The following is a 15,577-nucleotide window of genomic DNA, read 5'->3' as shown; positions in this document are numbered from 1 at the left end:
CAAATCCAACATACTCTGACATGGTCACTCTCCTTTTATGCCTCTTGGGGCGTGTGCTACGACCCCGCATCATAGGCTCAGGAGAGTGGCCGCCGGAATTACGCTATGTATTACACCTATTTCTACGATAATTGCAGATCAAACAATTGATTCAACGGACCGCAAAGAGTTCAAACCGGCCTTGCGGCGGCGCCAGTTCCGACCTCGGCGAGTGACTGCTTGACCCAAACCAGCCCTGCAGTCGTTAGAGCCGATTGAAGCGAAAGTCTGCTACCTGCGGGTTTTGTTGAAAAAGTCTGGTTTGCAGGTCAGTTCGGCTTACTCTTTTTCTAGAAACCCGAATTTTGGTTAGGGGCTGGGGCCGGGAGACTGCACTTTTCTTTAAGCATTCGAGCTTTGGGCTTCTTGAAAGTCCATGCCGTCCCCTGTGCCGCACAGCGGCACAAACTGAAAATGATGGCGGCAAATGCAAAAAGGGCGGTCCAAAGACCGCCCTTTCAAAGGAATTGTAAATGTCGGGCTTCTTAGAAGCCCATGCCGCCACTGACCCCGCCGTAGCGGGGTCAGCATGAAAGCTGATGGTCGGCTTTATGGGCTTCTTAGAAGCCCATGCCGCCCATGCCGCCCATGTCGCCGCCCGGCATGGCAGGAGCAGCTTCTTTCTTCGGCAGCTCGGCAACCATGGCTTCGGTGGTGATCAGCAGGCCTGCAACGGAAGCTGCGTCCTGAAGAGCCGTGCGCACAACCTTGGTCGGGTCGATGATGCCGGCTTCGATCATGTTGACGAACTCTTCGCTCTGGGCGTTGAAACCGAACGTGTCGTCGTTGTTTTCCTGGATCTTGCCAACAACGATGGAGCCTTCGACACCAGCGTTTTCAGCGATCTGACGGATCGGAGCTTCCAGAGCGCGCAGGACGATCTTGATGCCGGCAGCGATGTCGGAATTGTCGGAGGTCAGAGCTTCGACAGCCTTCTTCGCCCGCAGCAGAGCCGTGCCGCCACCCGGAACGATGCCTTCTTCAACGGCAGCGCGGGTTGCGTTCAGAGCATCGTCAACGCGGTCTTTTTTCTCTTTCACTTCGATTTCGGTTGCACCGCCAACGCGGATGACAGCCACACCGCCAGCAAGCTTGGCCAGGCGCTCCTGAAGCTTCTCACGGTCGTAATCGGAAGTGGTTTCTTCGATCTGGGCCTTGATCTGGCCAACGCGGCCGTCAATGTCTTCCTTGGCACCGGCACCATCAACGATGGTGGTGGTTTCCTTGGTGATCGCGACTTTCTCAGCGGTGCCGAGCATGTCGAGGGAGACATTTTCCAGCTTGATGCCGAGATCTTCGGAGATCACGGTGCCGCCGGTCAGGATGGCAATGTCTTCCAGCATGGCCTTGCGGCGGTCGCCGAAGCCCGGAGCCTTGACAGCAGCAATTTTCAGGCCGCCGCGCAGCTTGTTGACAACGAGGGTTGCCAGAGCTTCGCCTTCAACATCTTCAGCGATGATGAGGAGCGGGCGGGAAGACTGAACAACAGCTTCCAGAATCGGCAGCATGGCCTGCAGGTTGGAGAGTTTTTTCTCGTGCAGCAGGATGTACGGCTTTTCCAGGTCGGCCAGCATCTTGTCGGCATTGGTGACGAAGTAAGGAGACAGGTAGCCGCGGTCGAACTGCATGCCTTCAACGACTTCGAGCTCGGTTTCCAGGGACTTGGCTTCTTCGACAGTGATCACGCCTTCGTTGCCGACTTTCTGCATGGCTTCGGCAATATCCGCGCCAACCTGCTCGTCGCCGTTTGCGGAGATCGTGCCGACCTGAGCCACTTCTTCGGAAGTGGTGATGGTCTTGGAAGCAGCTTCCAGGGACTTCACAGCTTCAACAGCAGCGAGGTCAACGCCGCGCTTCAGGTCCATCGGGTTCATGCCGGCAGCAACAGCCTTGGCGCCTTCCTTGACAATGGCCTGGGCCAGAACGGTTGCGGTCGTGGTGCCGTCACCAGCAATGTCGTTGGTCTTGGAAGCCACTTCGCGCACCATCTGGGCGCCCATGTTTTCGAACTTGTCTTCCAGTTCGATTTCCTTGGCAACGGACACACCATCCTTGGTGATGCGCGGTGCGCCGAACGCCTTGTCGAGAACGACGTTGCGGCCTTTCGGGCCGAGGGTGACTTTCACAGCGTTTGCGAGCGTGTCCACGCCTTTGAGCATGCGCTCACGGGCGTCGGAGGAGAATTTTACTTCTTTAGCAGACATAGGGTCGTCTCACTTGAATGTTGAATGGAGAGAGATCAGAAGCGGTTCGCTGAACTTAAGCGATCACGCCCATGATGTCGGATTCCTTCATGATCAGCAGGTCTTCACCATCGATCTTGACTTCGGTGCCGGACCATTTGCCGAACAGAACGCGGTCACCTGCCTGAACGTCGAGGGCAACGATTTCGCCGTTGTCCTTGCGGGCGCCGGTGCCGACAGCGATGATTTCGCCTTCCTGCGGCTTTTCCTTAGCGGTGTCCGGAATGATGATGCCGCCGGCCGTTTTCTCTTCAGAGTCTACCCGGCGAACGACGACGCGGTCGTGAAGTGGACGAAATGCCATTAGACTGTTTCCTCTCATGAGCGCGCCCCACGCAATTTGGCAGCGCGCGAGACATGATTTTTGGGTTACATAACGCAGGGGCCTTCAGGCTCCTGTGGCGCAGTAGCACTCCCTCAAGGCGAGTGCTAGCAGCGCCATGGATTTATGCAGCAGGACCCGGATTGTCAATGGTTTGAGAGGAAATTTTCCGCCCGCTGCCGCCGTTGCCGGGACCCGGACCTCTGACATGGTTAACCGGCTTCAGATCGTGGGGCTTTTGCGTCCGGGAAACCGGTTGCGGCCTGCGGTCTGGAGCAACTCGCGTTTCCTGGAATTTGCCTTTCGCTGCCTGACATCAAAGATGGCATAGCGTATCTATTCCATATCAACGCACACGCCCTAATTGGGGGCCGTGATTGTGAAGGGCAAGGTGAAAGTTGCTGTCTTGCCGTTCACTTCGTCGGAAAACCGTGTTTCCAGCTGATAAGTGCCTTCGCGAAGACCGCTGAACTGAAACGACAGACTGGCTGCAAGCTCACGCTGCCGCGACCGGCCTTTGCCGGCAAAGACGGCGAAACCGTCCTGCTGGGTCAGAACCTGCCCGGTCAGGTTCAGCAGCTTGTAGCTGGCGGTAAGCTCATAGGCATAAAGGCCCTCAGCCTCGCGGAAGCCATAGCCAACCGGCTCGGCATAGATGAACAGAACATCGCCTGCCCTGAACTCAGTCTCGGCGCGCGGCGTGTACTGTCCGTATGCGGCCCCGGCCGTCTCAGCGAACGTGGCGGCCGTAAAGGCCAGGCCATTGGCGTCCCAGGCAGCATCGAATGCGGCCAGGGCAGACGTGTACGGTGAGGAGGGTGTGGCCTTAGGATCAGCCGGCGCCGGAGCTGAGGAGAGGCCGGTAAATCCCAAAGTCATGCAAAGAAGCGTGGCGGCGCCCCGCCGGGAAAAACGTCGTCCTGTCACCATCTATTACGTCCCCGCGCGCCCTAAAGTCTTGTCGTTGCTTGGCGATTTTGCCGATATAGACCGACTTTCGCCGGGTGACAAGAAAATGCGTGCAATGCGGTAAACTTAGGCCGGTTTAAAGACTGCGGGCCGTCCAGGACTGGCGTTTGCGATAGATTGTCGACGGGCTGATCTCCAAAGCCGCTGCCGCCATGGCAATGTTGCCGTCAAAAGCGTCCAGCGCGTCTTCGATGATCCGGCGTTCCTGGGCCCAGAGCGGCTCAATTGCGCCGAAGGGGCGGCTGGGAGCACTGATCCTGGACCGTTCGCGCGACAGGTCTATCACCGCGTTGGGGCGGCCGGACTGATCCCGGATGACCATGGGCAGCATGTCGTAGGTGACAGCCGCACCGTCATTCATGACCACGATCTGACGGATGGTGTTTTCAAGCTGGCGGACATTGCCCGGCCAGCCATACGCGACAATCCGGGTCTCCGCATCCGCATCGAAGCCCTTGAAGCCCCGGCGCTCCTCCCCGGAATAACGTTCCAGAAAGGCTTCGGCGAGGGGCAGGATGTCGTCGCGGCGCTCACGCAGGGGAGGCAGATGAACAGGCAGAACATGCAGCCGGTAATAAAGGTCCTCGCGGAACCGGCCTGCTGAAATTTCCTCGATCGGGTTGCGGTTGGTGGCGCAGATGATCCGCGCGTCGACCTTCCGCGACTGGGTGTCGCCGAGCCTCTGGAACGTGCCGGTCTGCAGAAACCGCAGCAGCTTGCTTTGCAACAGCGTGTCCATTTCGCCGATTTCGTCCAAAAACAGCGTGCCGCCATCGGCCTGTTCCGCGGCGCCGGCCCGGCTTTCGCTCGCCCCGGTAAAGGCACCGCGCATATAGCCGAAAATCTCGCTTTCGATGAGGTCCCGGGGAATGGCCGCGCAATTCAGCGTCACGAACCGGTTGGGCTGGCGCTCAGAGAGATCGTGAATGGCGTTGGCGCACAACTCCTTGCCGGTGCCCGATTCCCCGGTGATGAACACAGGGGCCTGCGACGGGGCCATACGCTGGATCTGATCCTGGATCTCGAGCATTTTCAGCGAGGTCCCGATCATCCGGCCGAGGCCGCCGGCCTCGGGCGCAGACCGTTCGGTCCGCTTCAGGGGGGCAGTTCGTTCAACCGGCTGCGGCACAGGCTGAGCCTGGTTCACGTCGGGCCGGGCTGGGGGAGCCGCCGGGCGGCGCTGCTGCAGCTGAAACGTGATCTTGCTGGCAAGAGCGTCGAGGGAAAAGGGTTTGGTCAGGAAGTCATGGGCGCCTGCGCGCATGGCGCTGACAGCCCGGGAGACGGAGCCAGAGGCCGACACCGCGATGATGACTGCTTTCGGGCAGCGCACCGCGTAGGCTTCCAAGGCTTCGTCACCGCCGATTGTTTCCAGGTCTATGATGAGAATGTCGGTCGACTTGTCGGCCAGATCCTGAAGGCAGGAGGCAGAATCCGTATAAAGGATCGGGTCGGCACAGGAGGCGGACATTTTCGCGCACACGGCAGAAGTGCGGGCGGCCTCGGAGGCCGATGCGTCCAATACGCGTACAATCACAGGCAAAGTCTTGCCCTCATTACTCCCCATTGCTGGGTAACTCCCATCGCTAGATCCGGGTCTTCCATAATCGAAAGATTCGTCAGTCTGATAATTCTCCGAACAGGGTAAACAAAGCGTTGTCAGATGACGCATTTTGCAGTTTTTGCCGAGAAAACCAGCGGCTGTAACAATTTAAAATGCAAACGAGAGAATCAATCCTAGGGTGAGGCCTGCGAAAAAGCAACCAATTGATAACGCTGCGGCAAATTTGAGCGAGACGTTTTTCGGCGTCAAAGCCGTGCCGGAGAGGGCAGGGGCTGTTTGGCCGGTCAGGGCTGGGGCGGAACTTTTGACGGGCTCAGCCTTGGGGGCGGGGATGTCCTGCGGCACCGGTATGCGCATGTCGTCGCCCGCCTTTGTGTTGCCTGTCAGGGGTGGGCGCGGTTCATCTGCGGGTGCAGGTCCAGGCTGGTCCCGGGCTGGGGCTTGCGCTGGCGCGATGCTGAATCTGGGGGCATAGCTGCCCTTGGGAATGGTGATCCGGACAGATTCCTGAGTGCCGGTGCCGGCATAGTATCCGGACAGGCGGCGGCGCAGGCGGGCTGCCTCCACCCGCACGATTGGATCGGTCACAGGATTGAAATCGTCGTCCCGGCCGAGAGCCTCGGTGGCAATCGTGTATCCCTTGATCTTCTCGAGCCTGTTCTCCAATGCGGCGGTCACCACGAATTTGAGAAAAGCGCGCAGTTGCGGAGCGGACTGAAATTCCGGGCTCGCAAGGGTTTTGGTGAGAGCGGCCCGTATCAGATCCTCAGACACTTTCAAAGAAGAGGGGTGAGCGTCAGCGGGGCTGGCCGGAGTGTTTGTGGCCGCTGACAGCTGGGGGGCGTCTTCCGCTGCTGGTGTGGCGGACGCGGGGGCTTTTCTCGCAGCAGTTTGCAGAGACGCAGAGCCTCTTGATTTCGCGACGGGATACATTCCAGTTCCCTTTCGGTAACCGGTTCTTACGCTCCACGACAAGTTGCCCTAACGTCATGTTAGCGCTCCGGCTTCCAATTGCAAATTGTTAAAATACGTATCGCCTCCCCTGCTGGCATTGGAAGTGTCCGGCAAAGCAGGGCGGCGAACTGGCCTGGAACCGAAAAAACTGCGGCTTTGGAGATGCATAGTCGGGGACAAGTCCCGGAATCCACGTTTGAATGCGGCTTGCGGATTCGGAGGTCACTGGTTCTTAAGGCATGATTAACCAGTCAATTGTGATTCGGGTCGGAACTTTCAAATACCATGGGCCGGACAGGGACCATCTTTGTAGCAATCTGCATGGCGATTATCGCGCTGTCTTCGGCGACCGTGATGATTTTTCAGTTCGGCCGTCCGTTTGGCGAGGCGGTGTCCCTGTCGCTTGCGCTGATGTGCACCATGATCCTCGTTCACTTGTTGGTCGGGCGGGCCCGGGACCGTGGGGCTGTCAGTGAAGCGGTGGACCGCCTCGAAGAACGCATGGCAGACCTCGATGAAGATGTCGGCAATCTGGAAGGCCGTTTGACCGGCATGGAACACTCCGTGCCCCGGCGCACGCGGGCGGAGATTGATCCGATCTTTGCCGAAGTCGAGGTTTTGGGAACGCTGGTCAAGCAGATGGCAGAAGCCATGTCGGACCTGGAAACCCGGATGGAAGACCAGCAGGCGCTGGCGCCACCTCCCCAGATGCAGAACTTGCCCCACTACCGGCAGGATGCGCCACCGCTTCAGGTGCAGGCCCCCGCAGCGCAGCCCGGATTCGCATCACCGCCCTTTTCGCATCCGCAAGCCCGTCCTGTGCCCGTTCCGCAGACCGCGCCGCCGGCGCACCAGCCCCAACCGCAGCCTCAGGCTTACAATGCCCCTCAGACTGCGCCTTCTCCTGTTCAGGGCCGGGCTGTGCAAGGAGGCCGGGACGACTGGGACCGCCGCTATGGAGGGCAGGCCGAACCGCAGCCCATGCCGCCTGAAACACCCGTTGAGGCGGCTTATGCTCCTGGTGCCGGCTATGATGCAGACCCTGCTGCCGATCCCGGTGCACTAGCATCCGCACCCTTTGGCCAGCAGGATCAGGCGGCGGATGATTTGCCGCATGTGACGCCGGCTCCGGTTCAGCCGGAGCGGCCGAAGCCGAATATGGCCATGCGTGAGCTGATCACCTCCGCGCTGAACGCCAACCGGGTGGAATTGCACTTGCAGCCCATCGTGACCCTGCCACAGCGCCAGGTGAAATATTATGAAGCGTTCACCCGTCTGCGCGACGCCAATGGCAATGGGGTGGAGGCGAAGACTTTCCTGCCCGAAGCCGTTCTGTCCGGCCAGATTGCCCGGATCGACAACCTGTTGCTGTTCCGCTCCATTCAGGTGATCCGCCGCCTGACATCCCGCAACCGGAATGCGGTTCTGTTCTGCAATATTTCATCGGTGTCGCTGGTGGATGAAGCGTTTTTCCCGGGGTTCCTGGAGTTTGTGAAGTCCAACCGCAATTTTGCAGATGTGCTCGTCTTTGAGTTTTCGCAAAGCGATGTGGCGGATATGGGAGCGATGGAACTGGAAAGCCTGAGTGCGCTCTATGATCTCGGCTTCCGCTTCTCCATCGACCGGATTTCCGACATGAAGATGGACTTCAACTCCCTCGCGGGCCGGGGCTTCAAATATGGCAAGCTGCATGCCGACTATCTGATCGGCCGCCGTGAAGCCATTCACGGTCATATCCACCCGTCCGACTTCGGCGATTTGCTGCACCGCTACGGCATGGAGCTGATCACCGATCATGTGGAGACGGAGTCCCAGGTGCTTGAGCTGCTCGACTACGATATCCGGCTCGCGCAGGGCAACCTGTTTTCGCCGCCGCGCCCGGTCCGGGCGGAGGTGTTGCAGGGAACGCCGGCCCCCGGTTCCAGAAAGACGGCCGCTGGCTGATCCCAGCCAGACGGATTTTTCCGCCGCATCTATGTTCTGAACCGTCCTGGACCCCCGAGCCTGATCAGCCGTCCTGCTTCTGTCCGACCGTCACGATGGTCGGCGGGGCACCGGCCAGCAAGCGCCGGGCAACGCGCTGGACGTCTTCCAGGGTGACTGCTTCGATTTCCCGGTTGCGCCGGTCAAAATAATCGATACCCAGTCCGGCATTTTGCAGGGCAACCAGTTGGCGGGCAATCTTTCCGGATGTGTCAAACCGCAGCGCATAGGAGCCGGTGATGTACCGTTTCGCCGCATTGACCTCTTCTGCACTCGGCCCGTCCGTTGCCATGCGCCGGATCTGCTCCAGCATCACATCAACAGTTTCCCCCGCCCGGTCGGTGCGGGTGGCCGCTGAACCAAGCAGAAGCCCAGTGTGGCGGTAAGGCGACAGGGAGGTGCTTGCCCCGTAGGAAAGGCCGCGCTCTTCCCGCACTTCCTGATACATCCAGGAGGTGAAGGTGCCGCCCCCTAGTATGTGGTTCATCACATAGGCGGCCTGAAAATCCGGATCATCCCGTTTGACCCCGGGCAGACCCATCAAAATCGTTGTCTGGGGCACATCCAGCTCCCGGTGGAGCGTTGCCCCTGATGCGGGTGCCAGCTCGGGCACGGAGGCCTTTTCGGACGTCTCGGGAAGACCGGCAAAGACATCGTCCAGCACCTGGGCAAGACGCTTTGCGTCAATGGCACCGACCACGCCCACATTCAGGCCGCTGCGGGTCAGAAGTCGTTTGTGTTGCTGTTTCAGGTCGTCCCGTGTCAGGGTTTTGAGGGTGTCCTGTGTGCCTGCTGTCCGGCGGGAATAGGGATGGTTCTCAAACATGGCTTCGGCCAGGGTGCGCCCGGCAATCGCATCCGGGTCGGTTTCGGCACGTTTGGCCTGGGCGACAAGCCGTGTCTTCATGCGCTCCACGGGGGTGTCGTCGAAACGCGGTTCATTTACGGCCAGGGCGAGCAGGCCGGCCGCTTCGTCGAGCGTGGGGCTCAAGGTTCTCAGGCTGCCGTAAAACCGGTCTTTGCCGGTGTTGAACCCGATGCTAATGGCCAGCTCTTCCATCCGGCCCTGAAACGCCTCTGAAGACAGATCACCGGCTCCCTCATCCAGCGATGCGGCCAGAAGACGGGTGAGGCCGCCCTTGCCGTCCGGGTCCTGTGTCGCACCACCGTCAAAGGCAAAATTCATGGCGATGATGGGAACCGTGTGGTCTTCCACCAGCCAGGCCTCGATGCCCTTCGGGCTGATGACCCGTTGCACCTCGACCGCTTGGGCACTGCGGATCAAGACCGCAAGGGTGGCCACCATGAAGGCGGAGCTTACAAGGACCGTGCGCAGGGAAACAGCAAAATGGGGCATGGTCAGGATTTGTCCTTGGCAGGAGAGGGGCTTTTGGGGGTGGTTTCTGCAGCTTCGGAAGACTCCCGGCGCAATTCGCCGGTCACGGGCAGCCCCGCAAGATAGGTGCGTGCCGCGTCCAGAACATCTTCAGGCGTCACGGCGCTCACCTGTGCGGGCCATGTCTGGACGTTCTTGATGGTCTGTCCGGTGGCCAGCGCACCGCCAAAGAGCCGGGCAAGGCTGGACTGGCTGTCCTGGGCATAGATCGCACTTGCGACCATGCTGTTGCGGGCCCGGTCGACTTCCTCTTGGGTGACGCCGTCCTGGAGCAGGGCGCGGATCTCTTGGGCAATCAGCTCTTCCATCTCCTTTAGGCTGTGGCCGGGGCGGGGCGCGGCATAGACGCCGAACCGGCCCGCATCCAGCGCCTGGCTCTGGTAATAGGCCCCGGCGCCCAACGCGGCCTTGCGCTCCAGCACAAGCGATTTGTAGAGTCGGCTCGAGGGACCTTCCCCCAGAATATAGGCGAGGATGTCCAGCGCTTCAGGTGTCCGGCCGGTTCCGGTGGTCTGGCTCGGCACAATCCAGGTCTGGGACACGGATTCCTGTCGAACCCGCGCATCGGAGACGACGACCCGCCGCTCCCCGGACAAGGGCGGCTCTGCGGGGCGGACCCGGGGGCCGGGATCCGCACGCCGGGCGATCTGGCCATAAGTCCGTTCTGCAAGTTTGCGGATTTCGGCCACATCGACATCACCGGCTATCACCACCACAGCGTTGTTGGGCGTGTAGAACCGGTCATAGAAGGCAAGGGCCGTTTCCTTGTTCAGTGCTTCGATTTCGCTTTGCCAGCCAATCACCGGCGATCCATAGGGGTGGTTGACGAAGGTGACCGCGTTCAGCGCCTCGCGCAGCCGGGACCCCGGCTCGCTGTCAACGCGGCTGCGCCGCTCTTCCAGAACCACAAGCCGTTCCGGGTCGACAACCGCGTCACTCAGAACAAGGTTCTGCATCCGGTCTGCTTCAAGTTCCATCATCAGAGGCAGATGCTCCTTGGCGACTTTCTGGAAATAGGCGGTGTAGTCCAGGCTCGTGAAAGCGTTTTCCTGACCGCCCCGTTGGGCGATGACACGGGAGAAGTGGTCTCCAGGATGTGTGGACGTGCCCTTGAACATCAAGTGTTCCAGAAAATGGGCAACGCCGGACTGACCCTCCGGTTCGTCGGCGGACCCGGCCTTGTACCAGATCATATGGGTCACGACAGGGGCGCGGCGGTCCGGAATGACCACCACCTGCAGGCCGTTTTCAAGCGTGAAACTCCCAAGATTGGGAGCGATGACAATGTCATCGGCCGACAAAGTCCCGGCCCGGGCATAAGGGATTGGCACCACTGCCGTTGACCCGAGAAGAAGGAGCGGAAGCAGGAGACTTCGGATGGGGTGTTTCCAAAAGAGGCCACGTCCTTGATGTGTCTTCGCGGGGGCAGGGGTCAAGCGCGTCTCCCATTCTTTGTCATAAAATAAAAAACCTCCGGACTAATCCTTCCATATAGGAGGGTTGGTCCGAAGGTCCCATTACAAAAATGTCATCGCTGCCCGCCCGGCGCACGGATCAGGCGGATCGGGATCAGTTACAATATTGTGACTGGCCTTCCAGGCACCGCGGATCCAGCGGCTTGCTTGTGTAGGGGTCGACGTTGCCCGGCTTTTTGTCTTTCGACTTGGCCACGACCTCCGGCATCGGCGCATCCGGTGATGGTGTACTGTAACTGGCCGGGGGCTCGGTCAGGTAGCGGCGGGTGGCAAGACCATTATTGGCAGCGCCAACCTGCTGCGCCTTGATCTTCTGTAGCCGTTCCCATTCGGCGCGCTGTTCTTCCCGGGTCAGCAAGTCACCCTCGGCCACATCGTTCTCACGCCGCTCGGCGTCTAGGTCGCGGGTCTGTTGTCCGGTCACGCCAGTGATCTTGAAACCGCGCATCTGCTCCGGTGTCAGGGGGGCCTTGTTGAGCCCGCCGGTATCAGCGTAGATTTCCTTCAGCTCTTCGAACTGGGCGTTTTGCTGTTGCTTGGGCCAGTTCGCGTCTTTGGCGCCAGCCACATCGGTTTCTGGCTCCGGCAGCTTGGCGGTCTCAGCCGGCATGGCGAGCGGGGCGCGGGGCTTGTAGTCAATCGGCTTTTCGTTCGGGTCGACAGCCCCGAGACCTTTCATGAAGGAGTTCACGAGCGCGACGTCCGGTGCCTGGGACGTGCCGTCTGCCGCCTGGCAGGCCACAAGGCCCGTCAACAGAACGAGACACGATGAAAATTGGACCCAGTTTTGCTTCGTCCGCACCACAGCAGACTCCCCGATTTCCGATTGAGGTTGCGGCCGTTCACGCGCCCGCGATTCTACGATCCTGCCTTAGACCTTCATTTTGAGGCTGAATTAGGACCATTTGTGAAACTGTCATACAGGAGACCGATCACTCCTGCAACGATCCACACATCTGCCAGGTTGAAGACATACCAGGAGAAACTGCCCACGTGGAAATGGACAAAGTCCACGACGGCGCCATAGGCGATTCGGTCGATCCCGTTGCCGATGGCCCCGCCAATCACAAGGGCGAGGGCGAAGGCCACCAGTTTTGAAGTGCAGCGGGCAGACCAGATCCACAATCCGATGGTGATCACGACGGTCAGCACAGCCAGGAGCCACCGGCCCGTTTCACTGTCCTGCTGGAACAGCCCGTAAGACACGCCCCGGTTCCAGACCAGAACGATGTCCAGGACGGGGAGCAGCTCAACGGGCCCTTTCAAGCGCAGATCAAAGCCGTAGAGCAGCCAGAGCTTGCTCGCCTGATCCAGCACCAGGCCGGTCAGAGCGACGGCAAACACAAGGGCGCTGAGGCGGCCCCAGAGACGGGGCCGCCTTCCAGGGCTCTGATCGGGGGGGGCGGTGCCGGTCATGCTATGCTGCACCCGCCGCTCTGTCAGGCCGCAGCATGGGTCGCGTCCCATTCCCGCAGCGCGTCCGCATCCCGCAAGGACACATCCGGGTAGTCGGGATCAGAGCCGACCTCCGGAAGGATCTTCCAGGAGCGGGCACATTTCTGACCATCTGCAAGGGCGGGCACAACCGCAACGCCCTTGGTGTCGTCCAGGGTGAAGGCGCCATCCGGAGCCGGTTGATCGCTCAGCGTCAGCTGGCTGGTGATGGCAATGTCGGCCATGTTCTGACCGTCCAGGGCCGCCATCAGCTCGGGATCGGTCACATGCACGACCGGATGGGCTTCCAGGGACGAGCCGATTCGCTTCTCCCGGCGCTCGATCTCAAGGGCACCGGTGACCACGCGCCGCACGGTCCGGATCTTGGCCCATTTGGCTGCCAGCGCCTCGTCTTTCCACTCCGCCGGAACGTGCGGGAACTGTTCCAGATGAACCGACGTTTCCTCGCCATAGCGGGAGGTCCAGGTCTCGTCCATGGTGAAGGGCAGCATCGGCGCCAGCCAGGTGACAAGGCAGTTGAACAGCTTGTCGATCACACAGAGTGAGGCCTTGCGGCGGGTGGACGAGGCCGCATCGCAGTAAAGGGCATCCTTGCGGATGTCGAAATAGAAGGCCGACAGCTCCACCGTCATGAAGCTGAACAGCTGGTGGAAGACCTTCTTGTAGTCGAAGTCCCAATAGGCTTCGCGGATCATGCCGTCCAGCTCCGCAAGCCGGTGCAGCATCAGCCGCTCCAGTTCCGGCATGTCGGCAAGGGCCACCTCTTCACCGGTCGCATGGGCAAGCGAGCCGAGCATCCAGCGCAAGGTGTTGCGCAGCTTGCGGTAGCTGTCGACATTGGTCTTGATAATTTCCTGACCCAGGCGCTGGTCTTCCCAATAGTCGGTGGAGGCCACCCAAAGCCGCAGGATATCGGCGCCATATTGTTTGATGATATCCTGGGGGAACACCTGATTGCCGAGTGACTTGGACATTTTGCGCCCGTCTTCGGCCATGGTGAAACCATGGGTCAGAACCGCGTCATAGGGGGCGTGCCCCCTCGTGCCGCAGCTTTCCAGAAGCGAGGAATGGAACCAGCCGCGATGCTGGTCGGAGCCTTCCAGATAAAGGACATAATCCTTGCCCCCCTTCGTCTTTCTGACCGGGTCGAGGTCGCCGCGTTGCTCCAGAACGAAGGCATGTGTTGATCCGGAATCGAACCACACATCCAGAATGTCGGTGACCATGTCCCAGTCATCGGCCGGGGAGCTGCCGCCAAGGAACCGCTCTTTTGAGCCCTCCGCATACCAGGCATCGGCGCCTTCGGCGCAGAAAGCCTCATAGATGCGCGCGTTGACCGTCTCGTCCTTCAAGATCTCGGCGGTGTCCTTGTGGATGAACACCGTGATCGGCACACCCCATGCCCGCTGGCGTGAGAGCACCCAGTCCGGGCGGTTCTCGATCATGGAACGCAGCCGGTTCTGGCCGCTGCCGGGCACGAAACGAGTCTGGTCAATGGCATTCAGCGCGCGGCTGCGCAAAGTGTCGCCTTCGCCGGACAGTGCCTCGTCCATATGGACAAACCATTGCGGCGTGTTGCGGAAGATCACCGGTTTCTTGGAGCGCCAGGAATGGGGATAGGAGTGAGACAGGCGGCCGAGCCCGATCAGGGTGCCGCTTTCCTTCAGCTTTTCAATGACCGCCTTGTTGGCCTTGCCCTTTTCGCCCTTGTGGGTGATCACCTCACAGCCTTCAAAGCCCGGCGCGTCCTTGGTGTAAAAGCCGTCATCGGCCACGGTGAAGGGGATAGCCGTGCTGATGCCGCGCGCTTCCAGCTCCGCACGCTTGTCGATCCAGATTTCGAAGTCCTCCGCGCCATGGCTGGGCGCGGTATGAACAAAACCCGTACCGGCATCATCGGTGACATGATCCCCGTCCAGCAGCGGCACATCGAAATCATAGCCGCCAAGATCCAGATCGGCGAGTGGGTGGGCGCAGGTGAGGCAGGTGAGTTCCTCAGCACTGACCGGACGCACCTTTTTGAAATCGCTGATGCGGGCGTTCTTGAAGACATCTTCGGCCAGCGCGTCGGCCAGGATCAGATGATCCCCCTTCTGCACCCAGTTGTCATCCGGCAGGCCGTCCTGGGTGACTTCGTAAAGGCCGTAGGCAATGCGTGAGGAGAAACAGATGGCCCGGTTGCCCGGGATGGTCCAAGGGGTCGTTGTCCAGATAACGACGGAAGCGTCCAGCAATTGCTCAACGGCAGCCGGATCGCTGCCGCCGGCAGTGGTCACCGGGAACTTCACCCAGATCATGTCGGACTTGTAGTCCTGGTATTCGATTTCCGCTTCCGCAAGGGCGGTCTTTTCCACCACAGACCACATGACCGGCTTGGAGCCCCGGTAAAGCTGGCCGGACATGGCGAAGGACATCAACTCGCGGGCAATGACCGCTTCGCTTTCAAAACGCATGGTGAGGTAAGGGTTGTCCCAGTCCCCCTCAATACCAAGGCGTTTGAACTCCTTGCGCTGCACATCGATCCAGTGTTCGGCAAATTCACGGCATTCCTGACGGAACTCGTTGATCGGCACTTCGTCCTTGTTCTTGCCCTTGGCGCGGTATTGTTCCTCGATTTTCCATTCAATCGGCAGCCCATGGCAGTCCCAGCCGGGAACATAGTTGCTTTCATAGCCCATCATCTGCATGGAGCGGGAGACAATGTCCTTCAGCGTCTTGTTGAGCGCGTGCCCGATATGGATGTTGCCGTTAGCGTAAGGAGGGCCGTCATGCAGCACGAATTTGTTGCGGCCTTGCCCCTGGGCGCGCAGCTTCTTGTAGATCTCAAGCTTTTCCCAGCGGGCCTGGATTTCCGGCTCTTTCTTGGGAAGGCCGGCGCGCATGGGAAAATCGGTCTGCGGCAGATTGAGGGTTTCGGAATAGTCGCGTTTATCAGTCTCGGTCATCGTCGGGTCGATCCGGTCGTTCAGGTGTGGCCCCGCAAGGAGGGGCCGCAAGATCCAGAATATGCGCCTGTGGTCAGGCGGCGGTAATAGAGGAGGGGTCCCGGTCCCTGGCGCCGCGCGGTCCGCGTCAGCCGAAGGCCGGGCCGGTAATTCGCGCTATGGCGCTCATCCGCAAACCGGAGAATATGGAAGCCATGTCATGCATGGCACGGGACATAGCAGCACTTTCAAG

At 60.2% G+C, this 15,577-nt stretch carries 11 protein-coding genes; 1 reads left to right on the top strand and 10 read right to left on the bottom strand.

What is annotated here, in order from left to right; translation table 11 throughout:
• Positions 1–599: 599 nt before the first annotated feature.
• The 5 genes from groL to ACXAH0_RS15710 all read right to left on the bottom strand — a co-directional run bounded on the left by groL (position 600) and on the right by ACXAH0_RS15710 (position 6,070).
• On the bottom strand, positions 600–2,243 hold the full coding sequence (gene groL, locus ACXAH0_RS15730; RefSeq protein WP_475179190.1) for a chaperonin GroEL: 1,644 nt from the start codon (positions 2,241–2,243) through the stop codon (positions 600–602).
• Between the two features lie 55 nt (positions 2,244–2,298).
• Entirely contained in the window at positions 2,299–2,586 is a 288-nt protein-coding gene (gene groES / locus ACXAH0_RS15725; protein WP_475192647.1) for a co-chaperone GroES, read from the bottom strand.
• Between the two features lie 378 nt (positions 2,587–2,964).
• Complete coding sequence (locus ACXAH0_RS15720) at positions 2,965–3,534, bottom strand: hypothetical protein (RefSeq protein WP_475192643.1); 570 nt, start codon at positions 3,532–3,534, stop codon at positions 2,965–2,967.
• A gap of 115 nt (positions 3,535–3,649) precedes the next feature.
• Positions 3,650–5,140: a sigma-54-dependent transcriptional regulator gene (locus tag ACXAH0_RS15715; RefSeq protein ID WP_475179180.1), complete on the bottom strand. Its 1,491-nt coding sequence runs from the start codon at positions 5,138–5,140 to the stop codon at positions 3,650–3,652.
• 144 nt (positions 5,141–5,284) lie between these two features.
• A complete protein-coding gene (locus ACXAH0_RS15710; RefSeq protein WP_475192640.1) occupies positions 5,285–6,070 on the bottom strand; it encodes a hypothetical protein in 786 nt (261 codons plus the stop codon).
• A gap of 342 nt (positions 6,071–6,412) precedes the next feature.
• Between ACXAH0_RS15710 and ACXAH0_RS15705 the strand changes: the two genes are divergently transcribed.
• Complete coding sequence (locus ACXAH0_RS15705) at positions 6,413–8,035, top strand: EAL domain-containing protein (RefSeq protein ID WP_475179176.1); 1,623 nt, start codon at positions 6,413–6,415, stop codon at positions 8,033–8,035.
• Between the two features lie 64 nt (positions 8,036–8,099).
• Here ACXAH0_RS15705 and ACXAH0_RS15700 read toward each other — a convergent pair whose 3' ends face one another.
• The 5 genes from ACXAH0_RS15700 to ileS all read right to left on the bottom strand — a co-directional run bounded on the left by ACXAH0_RS15700 (position 8,100) and on the right by ileS (position 15,345).
• Entirely contained in the window at positions 8,100–9,431 is a 1,332-nt protein-coding gene (locus ACXAH0_RS15700; RefSeq protein ID WP_475192639.1) for a M16 family metallopeptidase, read from the bottom strand.
• A gap of 2 nt (positions 9,432–9,433) precedes the next feature.
• Positions 9,434–10,804 (bottom strand): M16 family metallopeptidase, encoded by a 1,371-nt coding sequence (locus tag ACXAH0_RS15695; protein WP_475192637.1) that lies wholly within the window; start codon positions 10,802–10,804, stop codon positions 9,434–9,436.
• A 235-nt stretch (positions 10,805–11,039) separates the two neighbouring features.
• Positions 11,040–11,747, bottom strand: a complete 708-nt coding sequence (locus ACXAH0_RS15690; protein ID WP_475179170.1) for a hypothetical protein — start codon at positions 11,745–11,747, stop codon at positions 11,040–11,042.
• A gap of 77 nt (positions 11,748–11,824) precedes the next feature.
• Positions 11,825–12,361 (bottom strand): signal peptidase II, encoded by a 537-nt coding sequence (gene lspA, locus ACXAH0_RS15685; RefSeq protein ID WP_475179168.1) that lies wholly within the window; start codon positions 12,359–12,361, stop codon positions 11,825–11,827.
• A 23-nt stretch (positions 12,362–12,384) separates the two neighbouring features.
• On the bottom strand, positions 12,385–15,345 hold the full coding sequence (ileS, locus tag ACXAH0_RS15680) for an isoleucine--tRNA ligase (RefSeq protein WP_475192633.1): 2,961 nt from the start codon (positions 15,343–15,345) through the stop codon (positions 12,385–12,387).
• Between the last annotated feature and the right edge of the window lie 232 nt (positions 15,346–15,577).

This window comes from Roseibium sp. AWQ4_290, assembly GCF_056160985.1.
This window is presented reverse-complemented; position numbering and strand designations above follow the sequence as displayed.

What these genes read in the sequence shown, in the direction of transcription:
- ACXAH0_RS15720 (WP_475192643.1), bottom strand. Translation starts at nt 3,534, where the DNA reads ATGGTGACAGGACGACGTTTTTCCCGGCGGGGCGCCGCCACGCTTCTT.
- lspA (WP_475179168.1), bottom strand. Translation starts at nt 12,361, where the DNA reads ATGACCGGCACCGCCCCCCCCGATCAGAGCCCTGGAAGGCGGCCCCGT.
- groL (WP_475179190.1), bottom strand. Translation starts at nt 2,243, where the DNA reads ATGTCTGCTAAAGAAGTAAAATTCTCCTCCGACGCCCGTGAGCGCATG.
- ileS (WP_475192633.1), bottom strand. Translation starts at nt 15,345, where the DNA reads ATGACCGAGACTGATAAACGCGACTATTCCGAAACCCTCAATCTGCCG.
- groES (WP_475192647.1), bottom strand. Translation starts at nt 2,586, where the DNA reads ATGGCATTTCGTCCACTTCACGACCGCGTCGTCGTTCGCCGGGTAGAC.
- ACXAH0_RS15700 (WP_475192639.1), bottom strand. Translation starts at nt 9,431, where the DNA reads ATGCCCCATTTTGCTGTTTCCCTGCGCACGGTCCTTGTAAGCTCCGCC.
- ACXAH0_RS15710 (WP_475192640.1), bottom strand. Translation starts at nt 6,070, where the DNA reads ATGTATCCCGTCGCGAAATCAAGAGGCTCTGCGTCTCTGCAAACTGCT.
- ACXAH0_RS15715 (WP_475179180.1), bottom strand. Translation starts at nt 5,140, where the DNA reads ATGGGGAGTAATGAGGGCAAGACTTTGCCTGTGATTGTACGCGTATTG.
- ACXAH0_RS15705 (WP_475179176.1), top strand. Translation starts at nt 6,413, where the DNA reads ATGGCGATTATCGCGCTGTCTTCGGCGACCGTGATGATTTTTCAGTTC.